This is a genomic window from Streptomyces sp. NPDC057271 (genome assembly GCF_042668715.1).
Lineage (GTDB): Bacteria > Actinomycetota > Actinomycetes > Streptomycetales > Streptomycetaceae > Streptomyces.
Genome location: NZ_JBHUYJ010000094.1, coordinates 18,829 through 31,666, shown reverse-complemented (window position 1 = coordinate 31,666; position 12,838 = coordinate 18,829). Strand labels below are relative to the sequence as shown.

The following is a 12,838-nucleotide window of genomic DNA, read 5'->3' as shown; positions in this document are numbered from 1 at the left end:
TCGCCGTCCTGGAGCAGGTCCTCGGCGACGCCAGCGGCCGGATCGCGGCCGCCCTGGGCGCGGCGATCATCTTCGCGACCCTGATGGGCGGCACCTGGGCGACCTCCCGGATCGTGTTCGCCACCGCACGGGACGGCCTCCTGCCGGCCACGCTGGCCCGGGTCGACGCCCGCTCCGGCGCACCCCGGCCCGCCGTGCTGCTGTCCGTACTGATGTTCGGCGGGGTGGTGGTCGTCGAGGCGTTCGACCTGATCAGCCTGACGATGGTCTTCCAGCTCTCCACGGTGAACTTCGTCATCGGGTACGCGATCGCCGTGCTCAGCTACGCCAAGCTGTACACACGCCCGTCGCAGCGGCTCCTCGCGCTGGTGGCCGGAGCCCCGGTCCTGGCGATGCTGGCCGGGTTCGGCTGGGTCCTGCTGTACCCGGCGGCCCTGCTGACCTTCGCGGTCCTGGTCCACAGGACCCGACAGCGCAGGGACCGGGTCGAGGCGAACGTCTGACGACGCGGCAGTACGCGGAAGGGCCGGGCACCCGCCCGGCCCTTCCGCGTACCACCGGCCCTTCCGGCGGCCACCTTGCCCTTCTGCCTGCCACCGGCCGTTCCGCCTGCCACCGGCCCACTGCTTGCGACCGGCCTTTCCTGCGTGCTATCTCTCGCCCGTCCGCCCCCGGATCCGTACCGGCACACGTGGCGCATGGATTCCCGCACGTCATGTCGTCGTTACCGGCCATTCAGACGCGCTTGCGACGCTCACGCAATGAAGCCCGTCGTGCACGCGACCACCAACGCGCTCCCCAAAGGGAGACTCCCCGCGCCCACGGCCCGCTCCGACGCGCCCGACCACCCCTTCGCGCGGAAGAATGGGGCCATGAGCAAGCAGCCTGCCGAGGTCCCGGTCCAGCCGTCCGCGAAGAACGCCAAGACGTCCCCCAGGACGCCCGCGAAGCCCTCCGCGAAGCCGTCCGCGAAAAGCACCCGGAGCGACGAGCAGACCACGCGGCAGAACGCGCAGCCCACGGTCGGCTCCATAGCCGCGCACCGCCCGCAGACCGTCAACCCGGAGCGGGGCTCCGACCTCGACCCGGACCTGGACGCCGATCTCGACGCCTACGAGGACGACGTCACGGGCGGCGAACTTCCCCAGGGCCGCTTCCTCGACCGGGAGCGCAGCTGGCTCGCGTTCAACGAACGCGTCCTCGAACTGGCCGAGGACCCGAACACCCCCCTCCTCGAACGGGCTAACTTCCTCGCGATCTTCGCGTCGAACCTCGACGAGTTCTTCATGGTGCGCGTGGCCGGCCTCAAGCGCCGTATCGCCACCGGCGTCGCCACCCGCTCCGCCTCCGGTCTGCAGCCCCGCGAGGTCCTGGAGCTGATCTGGACCCGCTCCCGCGAGCTCATGGCCCGGCACGCCGCCTGCTACCAGCAGGACGTCGCCCCGGCCCTCGCCGACGAGGGCATCCACCTGATCCGCTGGCCCGAACTGACCGAGAAGGAGCAGGCTCGCCTCTTCACCCTGTTCCGGCAGCAGATCTTCCCGGTCCTCACCCCCCTGGCCGTGGACCCCGCCCATCCCTTCCCCTACATCTCCGGCCTCTCCCTGAACCTGGCCGTCGTCGTGCGCAACCCGGTCAGCGGCCACCGCCACTTCGCCCGCGTCAAGGTGCCCCCGCTGCTCTCCCGCTTCCTGGAGGCCTCTCCCGAGCGGTACGTCCCGCTCGAGGACGTCATCGCGGCGCACCTGGAAGAGCTCTTCCCCGGCATGGAGGTGCTGGCCCACCACATGTTCCGGGTGACCCGGAACGAGGACCTCGAAGTCGAGGAGGACGACACCGAGAACCTGCTCCAGGCCCTGGAGAAGGAGTTGCTGCGCCGCCGCTTCGGCCCGCCGGTCCGCCTGGAGGTCGAGGAGTCCATCGACCCGTACGTCCTCGACCTGCTCGTCCGCGAGCTGAAGGTCTCCGACGCCGAGGTCTACCCGCTGCCCGGCCCGCTCGACCTCACCGGCCTCTTCGGTATCGCCGGGCTCGACCGGCCCGAGCTGAAGTACCCGAAGTTCGTCGCCGGCACCCACCGGGACCTCGCCGAGGTCGAGTCCGCCTCCGCGCCCGACATCTTCATGGCGCTGCGCGAACGGGACGTGCTCCTGCACCACCCGTACGACTCCTTCTCCACCTCCGTCCAGGCCTTCCTGGAGCAGGCGGCGGCGGACCCGGACGTCCTCGCGATCAAGCAGACGCTGTACCGGACCTCCGGCAAGTCCCCGATCGTCGACGCGCTGATCGACGCCGCCGAGAGCGGCAAGCAGGTCCTCGTCCTCGTCGAGATCAAGGCCCGCTTCGACGAGCAGGCCAACATCAAGTGGGCGCGCAAGCTGGAGGAGGCCGGCTGCCACGTCGTCTACGGCCTCGTCGGCCTGAAGACGCACTGCAAGCTCTCCCTCGTGGTCCGGCAGGAGGGAGACGTCCTGCGCCGGTACTCGCACGTCGGCACCGGCAACTACCACCCCAAGACGGCCCGGCTCTACGAGGACCTCGGCCTGCTCACCGCCGACCCGCAGGTCGGCGCGGACCTCTCCGACCTGTTCAACCGGCTCTCCGGCTACTCCCGCCGGGAGACCTACCGCCGGCTGCTCACGGCCCCGAAGTCCCTGCGGGACGGACTGGTCTCCCGGATCCACCAGGAGATCACCCACCACCGCGCGGGCCGCCCGGCCTACGTCCGGATCAAGGTCAACTCGATGGTCGACGAGGCGATCATCGACGCCTGCTACCGGGCCTCCCAGGCGGGCGTCCCGGTCGACATCTGGGTCCGCGGCATCTGCGCGATCCGCCCGGGCGTCGCCGGCCTCTCAGAGAACATCCGGGTCCGCTCGGTCCTCGGCCGCTTCCTGGAGCACTCCCGGGTCTTCGCCTTCGGCAACGGCGGCGAGCCCGAGGTCTGGCTGGGCAGCGCCGACATGATGCACCGGAACCTCGACCGGCGCATCGAGGCACTGGTCCGGGTCTCCGACCCGGCCCACCGGGCGGCCCTGAGCCGGCTCCTGGAGACCGGAATGTCCGACACCACCTCCTCCTGGCACCTCGGCCCGGACGGGAACTGGACGCGGCACGCGACCGACGCCGACGGCCAGCCCCTGCGGCACGTGCAGGAGATGCTCATCGACGCGCGGAGGCGCCGGCGTGCACAACCCTGACCACCTTTCCGCCACCGCGGGCGTCACGGCGGGAGAGGTCCTCTCCCCCTACCTCCAGGCGCGGGCCGGAGACTTCCTGCGCGCCCTGCGCCTGCACACGGAGAGCGGCGCGGACACCGCCGGCGCGGAGGAGGCCGCCCGGTCCCTGCGCGCCGCCGCCCGCCGCATCGGCGGAACGCTGCACACCTTCCGCCCGCTCCTCGACGCCGCCTGGGCCGACCAGCTCCGCACGGAGCTGGCCTGGCTGTCCGGAACGCTCGCCCTGGAGCACGCCTGCACCGCCCGGCTCATCCGGCTGGTGGACGCGCTGTCCCGCCTGTCGAACGGGGGCCACGGCTCGGGCGGGCCGGGCCCCGGGGGACCCGTGCCCGCCGCGCGCGGCGCCGAGAGCGCCGGTCTGACGGTCGGCGCCGCCCGGGCCGGCGCCCTGCTGGAACGCCAGCTCACCCTGGCCCGGACGCGCGCCCACTCGGCCGCCCTCCAGGCGCTGGGCTCCTCCCGCTTCCACGCGGTCGCGGACGCCGTCGCGCTCCTGGCCTCCGAGGTTCCGCTCGGGCCCGCGGGGGCGGCCCAGGCGATCGAGGTCCTCGACGCCCCGGCCGCGGTCGTCGAGCGCCGCCTCATGGACGCGGTCTCCGTCCTGCCGCTGGCCCGCGCGGCCCACCCGTACAACGCGGACGCCCTCGGTCTCGCGGCGGGTGAGGCCCAGGACGCGCCCTGGCACCAGACCCGGCTGCTGCTGCGGCTGCACCGGTACGCCTGCGAGGTGCTGCACGGCCACACCGCCCCCGGCCCGGTCCTCGACGAGGCCGGCCGGGCGCTGAACCGCCACCGCGACGCCTCCGAGGCGGCCGCCGCCGCCGCGGCCGCGGCCCGCACGCCCCGTATCGCCCCCGCCACCGCGTACGCGCTGGGCGTCCTCCACGCGGACCAGCGCCACGAGGTGGAAGCCTCCCGCTTCGCCTTCCAACGCGCCTGGCAGCACGCCACGGCAGGCGTGTCATGACCTCACCGGCCCCGATCCTCGCAGCGGGGTGCGTGTTGTGGCGGCACGTACCGTCCGGGGGCGGCACGGAGATCGCCGTGATCTTCCGGCCGAAGTGGGGCGACTGGTCTCACCCGAAGGGGAAGCTGAAGCACGGGGAGGACTCACGGGCCGGTGCCGTACGAGAAGTGCTGGAGGAGACCGGTATGACGTGCGAGCTGGGCGTCGAGCTGGCCAGCGTTCGATACCGGGTGCAAGGCCGCCCCAAGGTGGTCCGCTACTGGGCGGCGGAGGCCACCGGCGGCTGGTTCGAACCGAACCGGGAGGTCACTCGGCTGCTCTGGCTCTCGCCGACGGCCGCGCGGGCGCGCTTGACGCAGACCAGGGACAAGGAACTGGTCGACGCCTTCCTCACGGCGCGGGACGGCGGGTAGGCGCCATCCGACGGGTCGGAACCTCCTGAGAACGGTCTCCTACAAGGCCGCCCTTCGTCGCGGTGACAGGAGCATCGACCAGCGTGCCCGACGGCGGAACTCAAGCGGGGCCCCTCCTCCAGGGGCCACCCGGCCGCCCGCCCGGGGGCCGCGCACCGCGCCTTCCGGCACGGTTCACTTTCCGTTCACTCTCCCCCGTCGGCGGCTTCACCTGTTCTGCCTAATTTCGGTCGTGCTGGTGCAGGGTCACAGCGCTGCATCCACCACCCCGACACACACCGCCGTACAACGTTCAGGACACCCGGTCCGCGGCTGGCGGTTTCTGGAAGGAACACCCGAAAGTGAAGCTTTCGCGCATGAACGGGCTTCGCGCCTCCGCGATCGGTGCCCTCGTCGTCTCCGGCGCCCTCGTGCTGTCGGCGTGTGGCTCGGACAACAACAGCGGTACCCCGGCGAACGGCGACAAGACCTCGGCCGCCGCGTCGAACATCAAGTGCGACGGTGCCAAGGGCCAGCTCCTCGCCGCGGGCTCGTCCGCGCAGAAGAACGCCATGGACCTCTGGGTCAAGAACTTCCAGGCCGCCTGCTCCGGCGTCGAGGTCAACTACCAGTCCATCGGCTCCGGCGGCGGTATCACCAAGTTCAACCAGGGCCAGGTCGCCTTCGCGGGCTCCGACTCCGCCCTGAAGGACGAAGAGGTCGCCGAGTCGGCGAAGATCTGCAAGACCGGCAAGGGCATCAACCTGCCGATGGTCGGCGGCCCCGTCGCCATCGGCTACAAGCTGGACGGCGTGGACAACCTGGTCCTGGACGCCTCCACCATCGCCAAGATCTTCGACTCGAAGATCACCAAGTGGAACGACCCGGCGATCGCCAAGCTGAACCCGGGCGTCAAGCTGCCGGACACCAACATCCAGGCGTTCCACCGCTCCGACGAGTCGGGCACCACCCAGAACCTGGGCAAGTACCTCTCCACCGCCGCCCCGGCCGACTGGAAGCACGACCCGAAGACGAAGTCGTGGCCCGCCCCGGGTGGCCAGGCCGCCAACGGCTCCTCCGGTGTCGCCACCGCGGTCAAGGACGCCGAGGGCTCCATCGGCTACTTCGAGCTCTCCTACGCGACCGCCAACAAGATCCCCACGGTGAGCATCAACACCGGTGCCTCCGCCCCGGTCGCGGCCACCACGGAGAACGCCTCCAAGGCCATCGCCGCCGCCAAGGTCAAGGGCACCGGCAATGACATGGCCCTCTCCCTCGACTACGCCACCAAGGCCGAGGGCGCCTACCCGATCGTCCTCGTGACGTACGAGATCGCCTGCGACAAGGGCAACAAGGCGGAGACCCTGCCGACCCTGAAGGCGTTCCTCAACTACGCCGTCAGCGAGGAGGGCCAGAAGGTCCTCTCCGACGCCGGTTACGCCCCGCTCCCGGCCGACATCGCGACCAAGGTCCGCGAGATCGTCCCGACCCTGTCCTGATCCCCGGCCGGGCCCGGTCCGTCGCCCCCGCGTGACGGACCGGCCCCGGCATCCGGTGCACCGCCGCCAGGAGCCGTACGCAGTACGGCTCCGCAGACCGGAGAGACCGATGGTTACGACAACCACGCCACCCATACGAAACAGCCGACGCGCGAAGAGCGCGTCCCGCCCGGGCGACCGGGTCTTCCTCGGACTGTCCCGGGGATCCGGCATCACCCTGCTGGTGATCATGGCCGCCATCGCCGGCTTCCTCACCTACCGCACAGTCCTCGCGGTCTCCAAGGACTCCACGAACTTCTTCACCACCTTCGAGTGGAACCCCGCGGGCGACCCGCCGGTCTTCGGCATCGCGGTCCTCGCCTTCGGCACGATCGTCTCGTCGATCATCGCCATGGCCATCGCCGTGCCGGTCGCGATCGGCATCGCGCTGTTCATCTCGCACTACGCCCCGCGCAGGCTGGCCAAGCCGCTCGCGTACGTGGTCGACCTGCTCGCCGCCGTGCCCAGCATCATCTACGGCCTCTGGGGCGCGATCTTCCTGGTCCCGTACCTGGCCGGCCTGAACCTCTGGCTCGACCAGTACCTGGGCTGGACGTACATCTTCGACAAGTCCAGCGACGGCGTCGCCCGCTCCCTCTTCACCGTGGGCATCCTGCTGGCGATCATGATCCTCCCGATCATCACCAACGTGACCCGCGAGGTCTTCCTCCAGGTCCCGAAGATGCACGAAGAGGCCGCCCTCGCCCTCGGTGCCACGCGCTGGGAGGTCATCCGGATGTCGGTCCTCCCCTTCGGGCGTTCGGGCATCATCTCCGCCTCGATGCTCGGCCTCGGCCGCGCGCTGGGCGAGACGATGGCCGTGGCCGTCGTGCTCTCCCCCAGCTTCCTCATCTCGGGCCACCTGCTCGACCCGGGCGGCGGCACCTTCGCCCAGAACATCGCCGCGAAGTTCAACGAGGCCAACGAGTTCGGCCGTGACGCGCTGATCGCCTCCGGCCTCGTCCTCTTCGTCATCACCCTGCTGGTCAACGGCGCGGCCCGGTGGATCATCGCCCGCCGCAAGGAGTACTCGGGGGCCAACGCATGAGCCACCACGCCATACAGGACCGCCCGCCCGTGAAGAGCGTCGTCAAGCACGACCCGCTCCAGCACGCCCGGCTCCCCCGCTGGACCCCGCTCGCCACCGCCGTAGGGTCGATCGCCGCCGCTGTCGGCCTCGGTCTCGCGGCCGGCTGGCACAGCCGCATCCAGTGGGGCCTGATCGCCGCACTGTTCTTCGTCCTCGGGACGTACGCGATCACCACCAAGGTCGAGGGCAGCCGCCAGGCCAAGGACCGGGTCGCGACCAGCCTCGTCTGGGTCTGCTTCATCCTGGCCGTCGTCCCGCTGCTCTCCCTCGCCTGGGTCACGATCAGCAAGGGCCTGGAAGTCCTCGACCCGTACTTCCTCACCCACTCGATGAACGGCGTCCTCGACGCCGAGGCGGGCGGCGGTGTCTACCACGCGCTGCTCGGCACGATCGAGCAGGTCCTCATCGCGACCCTGATCGCCGCGCCGATCGGCCTGCTGACCGCGGTCTACCTCGTCGAGTACGGCGGCGGGAAGCTCGCCCAGGCCGTCACCTTCTTCGTCGACGTCATGACGGGCATCCCGTCGATCGTCGCGGGCCTCTTCGTCCTCGCCACCTGGAATCTGATGCTGGGCTTCGGGCCCTCCGGATTCGCCGGCGCGATGGCCCTCGCGATCCTGATGATGCCGGTCGTCGTCCGCTCCACCGAGGAGATGCTCAAGCTCGTCCCGAACGAGCTGCGCGAGGCCTCCCTCGCGCTCGGCATCCCGAAGTGGCGCACGATCCTGAAGGTGGTCCTCCCCACCGCGATCGGCGGCATCACCACGGGCGTCATGCTCGCGGTCGCCCGCATCACCGGTGAGACGGCCCCGATCCTGCTCCTCGTGTTCGGTACGAAGCTGATCAACCCGAACCCCTTCGAAGGCGCCCAGTCCTCGCTGCCGCTCTACGTGTACGAGCAGTACGCGGTCGGCACCGACGCAGCCGTGGCCCGTGCCTGGGCCGCCGCGCTCGTCCTGATCGCCTTCGTCATGATCCTCAACCTGGTGGCCCGCGGCATCGCCCGCTGGAAGGCCCCGAAGACCGGCCGCTGACCGCGGCCACCTCTGGAAGTGAATTGATATGGCCAAGCGAATCGACGTCAGCGGCCTCTCCGCCTACTACGGCGCCCACAAGGCGATCGACGACATCTCCATGACCGTCGAGCCCCGCTCGGTGACGGCCTTCATCGGCCCCTCCGGCTGCGGCAAGTCCACGTTCCTGCGCACCCTGAACCGCATGCACGAGGTCACCCCCGGTGGCCGCGTCGAGGGCAAGGTCCTCCTGGACGACCAGGACCTGTACGGGGCCGGGGTCGACCCGGTCGCCGTGCGCCGTACGGTCGGCATGGTCTTCCAGCGCCCGAACCCCTTCCCCACCATGTCGATCTTCGACAACGTGGCGGCGGGCCTGCGCCTCAACGGCTCGTACAAGAAGTCCCAGCTCAACGACATCGTCGAGCGCTCCCTCAAGGGCGCGAACCTCTGGAACGAGGTCAAGGACCGCCTGAACAAGCCGGGCTCCGGCCTCTCCGGCGGTCAGCAGCAGCGTCTCTGCATCGCCCGCGCCATCGCGGTCGAGCCCGACGTCCTGCTGATGGACGAGCCCTGCTCGGCCCTCGACCCGATCTCGACGCTGGCGATCGAGGACCTGATCGGCGAGCTGAAGGAGCGCTTCACGATCGTCATCGTGACGCACAACATGCAGCAGGCGGCCCGTGTCTCGGACCGTACGGCGTTCTTCAACCTGGCGGCCGTCGGCCAGCCCGGCAAGCTGATCGAGCTGGACGACACCGAGCGGATCTTCTCCAACCCGAGCGTCCAGGCGACCGAGGACTACATCTCCGGCCGCTTCGGATAGCCCACAGACCATGCGGCTCGGCCGCGTGGCGTACTGCGGTGCTGCATGGCGGTGCCACCGCAGACGAAAGGGCCCGGCTCCCCCACAGGGGAGCCGGGCCCGACCCTTTGCCCGGGGGCCCAGGGGACCGGCGCCCCCGGACCCCCGTACCGCCCCTCAGCCGAAGAAGAGCTGCACCACGTAGAAACTGAGCGCCGCCACGATCGCAGCGGCCGGCATGGTGATACCGCATCCCCCGGGGGATAACCCCCGGACCCCCAGCAACACCACTGCCCCTGCCGTACCGCCCCTCAGCCGAAGAAGAGCTGCACCACGTAGAAACTGAGCGCCGCCACGATCGCAGCGGCCGGCATGGTGATGAACCAGCCGAGGATGATGTTCTTCGCGACACCCCACCGCACCGCGTTCAGCCGCTTCGTCGCGCCCACGCCCATGATCGCGGACGTGATCACATGCGTCGTCGAGATCGGCGCGTGGAACAGGAACGCCGAGCCGAACATGATCGACGCACCCGTCGTCTCCGCCGCGAAACCCTGCGGCGGGTCCAGCTCGATGATCTTCCGGCCGAGCGTCCGCATGATCCGCCAGCCACCCGCGTACGTACCCAGCGAGAGCATCACCGCACACGCGACCTTGACCCACACCGGGATGTCGTCCCCGGACTGCTGCACGTCGGCGATGACCAGGGCCATCACCACGATGCCCATCGTCTTCTGGGCGTCCTGCAGACCGTGACCCAGCGCCATGCCCGCCGCCGACACCGTCTGGGCGATGCGGAAGCCGCGCTTCGTCTTGTGCGGGTTCGTCTTGCGGAAGATCCACATGATCAGGCACATGACCAGGTAACCGACGACCAGACCGACCACCGGCGAGATGAACATCGGGATGACGACCTTGTCGAGCACCCCTCCCCAGATGACCTCCGTACCGCCGGCCAGCGCCGCACCCACCATGCCGCCGAACAGCGCGTGCGAGGAGGAGGACGGCAGACCGAAGTACCAGGTGACCAGGTTCCAGATGATCGCGCCGACGAGCGCGGCGAAGAGGATGCCCATCCCCTTGTCGCCGTGCGGCGTCTCGATCAGACCCTCACTGACGGTCTTGGCGACACCGCTGCCCAGGAACGCGCCGGCGAGGTTCATCACCGCCGCCATCGCGAGGGCCGCCCGGGGGGTCAGCGCCCGCGTCGACACCGAGGTGGCGATGGCGTTCGCCGAGTCGTGGAAACCGTTGGTATACGTGAAACCGAGCGCGACACCGATGGTCACGATCAGCGCGAAGGTGTCCACGAAGCCTCAGGACTCCTTGACCGCGATGGTCTCCACCGTGTTGGCCACGTGCTCGAACGCGTCGGCCGCCTCCTCCAGCACATCCACGATCTGCTTGAGCTTGAGGACCTCGATGGCGTCGTACTTGCCGTTGAACAGGTGGGCGAGAAGCTTGCGGTGGATCTGGTCGGCCTGGTTCTCGAGCCGGTTGATCTCGATCCAGTACTCGGTGAGGTTGTCCATCGTCCGCAGGTGCGGCATCGCCTCGGCGGTCAGCTCCGCCGCGCGGGCCAGCACCTCGATCTGCTGCTCGACACCCTTGGGGAGCTCCTCGATGTTGTAGAGGACGACCAGGTCGACGGCCTCCTCCATGAAGTCCATGATGTCGTCGAGGGAGGACGCGAGGTTGTAGATGTCCTCGCGGTCGAACGGCGTGATGAACGAGGAGTTCAACTGGTGGAAGATGGCGTGCGTCGCATCGTCACCGGCGTGCTCCGCTGCCCGCATCCGCTCCGCGATCTCGGCCCGGGCGGAAGGCTCCGCTCCGAGCAGTTCCATCAGGAGTTTCGAGCCCGTGACGATGTTGTCCGCGGACGCGGCGAACATGTCGTAGAAGCTCGTCTCCCTGGGGGTCAGACGAAATCGCACGTGGGGTCCTCGGGGTGCTGGGTTTCGGTCAGGCTGATGCTAGGCGCATCATCCGGCCACGGCTAACCGGCGTCCCTTCAGTGTCGCCCATCAGGCACAGTGATCTGCACGGGCCCCTGCCCGGATCGGCGGGGATCGGTACCATATACCCACGAGGGGTATACATACCCTTTCTGGACAACGGGAGGACGCGATGACGACCACCGAGGCGGCCGAGGTCACCCCCGGCGTTGCCGCACCCGGCACCGACCACGACCACGGCGTGCACGGCTACCACAAGCAGAAGGACGAGCACCTCAAGCGGCTGCGCCGGATCGAGGGCCAGATCCGCGGTCTGCAGCGGATGGTCGACGAGGACACGTACTGCATCGACATACTCACCCAGGTCTCCGCCTCCACGAAGGCCCTGCAGTCCTTCGCGCTCCAGCTCCTCGAGGAACACCTGCGGCACTGCGTCGCCGACGCCGCGACCAAGGGCGGCGACGAGATCGACGCCAAGGTCGAGGAGGCCACGAAGGCCATCGCGCGGATGATGCGTACCTGAGAAGCCGGGGCCGCCACCAACGGCCCCGGTCGACCAGCCCCGGTCGACCAGCCCCGGCCCCGGTCGACCAGCCCTGGCTGATCGGCCGCGCCCCCGGTCGACCAGCGCCGTTCGATCAGCAACCGCCGGCCCGCTCCGTCGCGACCCTCAGCACCTCGTCGATCCGGTCGGCGCTCAGCCGTTCCCCGTCGGCCGCCGACGCCGCGATGATCAGTTCACCGCAGAGCTCGATCTCGGCGAGGGCGACGCAGTCCTGGTCAGTGGGGACTGTCGCGGTACTGGGCGGAGCCACGCGCATTCACCTCTTCCTGCCGGCGTCGGTCTCCCAGCGTAGGGAGCGCGCCACGCACCGCGCATGACTCGTCCGGACCATTTGGGAATGGCCTGCGGGTGGCTTCCCGCCGCCCCTACACCTTGATCTTTCCGGCGTAGATGTCCTTACGGTGCGGCAGCCGCACGTCGACGGGGGTGCCGAACCCGTACAGCAGGGTCGTCGACGCGACCGCGACCGTACGCCCCTGGTTGGCGAAGGTGAACTGGTGCCGGACCTTGCGCAGCCGGCCTTCCGCGTCCAGATACGCGTCGAAGGGGACGGTGTCCGTGGCGAACCCTTTCGCCGCGGCCGCGAGCGCACCGCGCACCTGCGGAGAGGCGGCCCGGGCCGCCACCGCGATGTCCGCGACGCCGCGGTAGTGGCTGACTTTCGCCCCTGCCAGATCGACCTCGCCGACGTAGGTCACCCGCTGCGCGCCGCGCAGCAGCTCGGCCGCGGCGGCCGGGTCGGTGGCCCCGCCGGTGATGAGGTTGCCGTCGTCGAGGGTGGTGGTGTCGACGCGGACCCACTTGTCGGCCGGGACGCCGGCGCCGCGGTTCTTCATGTAGAGCGCGCCGGGGGCGAGGAGTTCGGTGATGGGCCGGTGCTCACTGGCTCCGGCGGCGTCCTTGGGCAGGACGACCCGGAGGCTGCCGGTGCGGCGGCGGAAGTCGTAACCGCCCTCGCCGCGGATGGTCACCCGCGTCCCGCCGGCCGCCATCTCCATGCTGGTGCTCGCCTTGGAGGTGCCGGCCCGGGTCAGTACGTCGGCCGCGCCCCGCACGGTCCGTGTCGGGTCTCCGCCCGGCTTGGCGTCCTGCGTACCGGAGCATCCGCCCGCCAACAGGGCCGCGGCGACGGCCCACGCCGATCCCCGACGCCCGTACCGCTGCACCACCATCGCCTGCCAACCCCCAACGCCGTACCGCTGCTTGTCCGGGACCCGCCCGATCCGCATAACGACGGCCTGGGCGACCCGTCACGCGCAGTACGGTGGTTC

The 12,838-nt window shown here is 70.0% G+C and carries 12 protein-coding genes and 1 pseudogene; 9 read left to right on the top strand and 4 right to left on the bottom strand.

Going from position 1 to position 12,838, the window contains the following annotated elements; all coding sequences use genetic code 11:
• From ACFUJR_RS30960 to pstB, 8 genes and pseudogenes are all read left to right on the top strand, one after another.
• Nucleotides 1–503 (top strand): annotated as a pseudogene (locus tag ACFUJR_RS30960) (hypothetical protein); the annotation flags it as partial.
• Nucleotides 504–872: 369 nt separating this feature from the next.
• Nucleotides 873–3,200, top strand: a complete 2,328-nt coding sequence (locus ACFUJR_RS30955; RefSeq protein ID WP_383179733.1) for an RNA degradosome polyphosphate kinase — start codon at nt 873–875, stop codon at nt 3,198–3,200.
• Entirely contained in the window at nt 3,187–4,206 is a 1,020-nt protein-coding gene (locus ACFUJR_RS30950; RefSeq protein WP_383179736.1) for a CHAD domain-containing protein, read from the top strand. The genes ACFUJR_RS30955 and ACFUJR_RS30950 overlap by 14 nt, the downstream gene beginning before the upstream one ends.
• Entirely contained in the window at nt 4,203–4,619 is a 417-nt protein-coding gene (locus ACFUJR_RS30945) for an NUDIX hydrolase (protein ID WP_383179739.1), read from the top strand. Before ACFUJR_RS30950 ends, ACFUJR_RS30945 begins: the two co-directional genes overlap by 4 nt.
• A 341-nt stretch (nt 4,620–4,960) precedes the next feature.
• On the top strand, nt 4,961–6,097 hold the full coding sequence (gene pstS / locus ACFUJR_RS30940; protein ID WP_383179742.1) for a phosphate ABC transporter substrate-binding protein PstS: 1,137 nt from the start codon (nt 4,961–4,963) through the stop codon (nt 6,095–6,097).
• Nucleotides 6,098–6,206: 109 nt separating this feature from the next.
• Nucleotides 6,207–7,184, top strand: a complete 978-nt coding sequence (gene pstC / locus ACFUJR_RS30935; RefSeq protein ID WP_383179745.1) for a phosphate ABC transporter permease subunit PstC — start codon at nt 6,207–6,209, stop codon at nt 7,182–7,184.
• Nucleotides 7,181–8,260: a phosphate ABC transporter permease PstA gene (gene pstA / locus ACFUJR_RS30930; protein WP_383179748.1), complete on the top strand. Its 1,080-nt coding sequence runs from the start codon at nt 7,181–7,183 to the stop codon at nt 8,258–8,260. Before pstC ends, pstA begins: the two co-directional genes overlap by 4 nt.
• Before the next feature lie 28 nt (nt 8,261–8,288).
• Nucleotides 8,289–9,065, top strand: coding sequence for a phosphate ABC transporter ATP-binding protein PstB (pstB, locus tag ACFUJR_RS30925; protein ID WP_352191341.1), 777 nt, complete (start codon nt 8,289–8,291; stop codon nt 9,063–9,065).
• Nucleotides 9,066–9,355: 290 nt separating this feature from the next.
• On the opposite strand, the gene ACFUJR_RS30920 is transcribed toward pstB, so the two are convergent.
• Nucleotides 9,356–10,354 (bottom strand): anion permease, encoded by a 999-nt coding sequence (locus ACFUJR_RS30920; RefSeq protein ID WP_383174910.1) that lies wholly within the window; start codon nt 10,352–10,354, stop codon nt 9,356–9,358.
• Nucleotides 10,355–10,360: 6 nt separating this feature from the next.
• Nucleotides 10,361–10,981, bottom strand: a complete 621-nt coding sequence (locus ACFUJR_RS30915) for a DUF47 family protein (protein WP_361676330.1) — start codon at nt 10,979–10,981, stop codon at nt 10,361–10,363.
• A gap of 193 nt (nt 10,982–11,174) precedes the next feature.
• On the opposite strand from ACFUJR_RS30915, the gene ACFUJR_RS30910 reads away from it, so the two are divergent.
• Nucleotides 11,175–11,525 carry a metal-sensitive transcriptional regulator gene (locus ACFUJR_RS30910; RefSeq protein ID WP_383174907.1) on the top strand — a complete coding sequence of 117 codons (351 nt, stop codon included), beginning with the start codon at nt 11,175–11,177 and terminating at the stop codon, nt 11,523–11,525.
• A 115-nt stretch (nt 11,526–11,640) separates the two neighbouring features.
• Here ACFUJR_RS30910 and ACFUJR_RS30905 read toward each other — a convergent pair whose 3' ends face one another.
• Nucleotides 11,641–11,823 carry a hypothetical protein gene (locus ACFUJR_RS30905; protein ID WP_352192555.1) on the bottom strand — a complete coding sequence of 61 codons (183 nt, stop codon included), beginning with the start codon at nt 11,821–11,823 and terminating at the stop codon, nt 11,641–11,643.
• Nucleotides 11,824–11,932: 109 nt separating this feature from the next.
• Nucleotides 11,933–12,739, bottom strand: a complete 807-nt coding sequence (locus ACFUJR_RS30900; RefSeq protein ID WP_383174913.1) for a hypothetical protein — start codon at nt 12,737–12,739, stop codon at nt 11,933–11,935.
• Between the last annotated feature and the right edge of the window lie 99 nt (nt 12,740–12,838).

What these genes read in the sequence shown, in the direction of transcription:
- ACFUJR_RS30955 (WP_383179733.1), top strand. Translation starts at nt 873, where the DNA reads ATGAGCAAGCAGCCTGCCGAGGTCCCGGTCCAGCCGTCCGCGAAGAAC.
- ACFUJR_RS30945 (WP_383179739.1), top strand. Translation starts at nt 4,203, where the DNA reads ATGACCTCACCGGCCCCGATCCTCGCAGCGGGGTGCGTGTTGTGGCGG.
- pstC (WP_383179745.1), top strand. Translation starts at nt 6,207, where the DNA reads ATGGTTACGACAACCACGCCACCCATACGAAACAGCCGACGCGCGAAG.
- pstA (WP_383179748.1), top strand. Translation starts at nt 7,181, where the DNA reads ATGAGCCACCACGCCATACAGGACCGCCCGCCCGTGAAGAGCGTCGTC.
- pstB (WP_352191341.1), top strand. Translation starts at nt 8,289, where the DNA reads ATGGCCAAGCGAATCGACGTCAGCGGCCTCTCCGCCTACTACGGCGCC.
- ACFUJR_RS30910 (WP_383174907.1), top strand. Translation starts at nt 11,175, where the DNA reads ATGACGACCACCGAGGCGGCCGAGGTCACCCCCGGCGTTGCCGCACCC.
- ACFUJR_RS30905 (WP_352192555.1), bottom strand. Translation starts at nt 11,823, where the DNA reads ATGCGCGTGGCTCCGCCCAGTACCGCGACAGTCCCCACTGACCAGGAC.
- ACFUJR_RS30900 (WP_383174913.1), bottom strand. Translation starts at nt 12,739, where the DNA reads ATGGTGGTGCAGCGGTACGGGCGTCGGGGATCGGCGTGGGCCGTCGCC.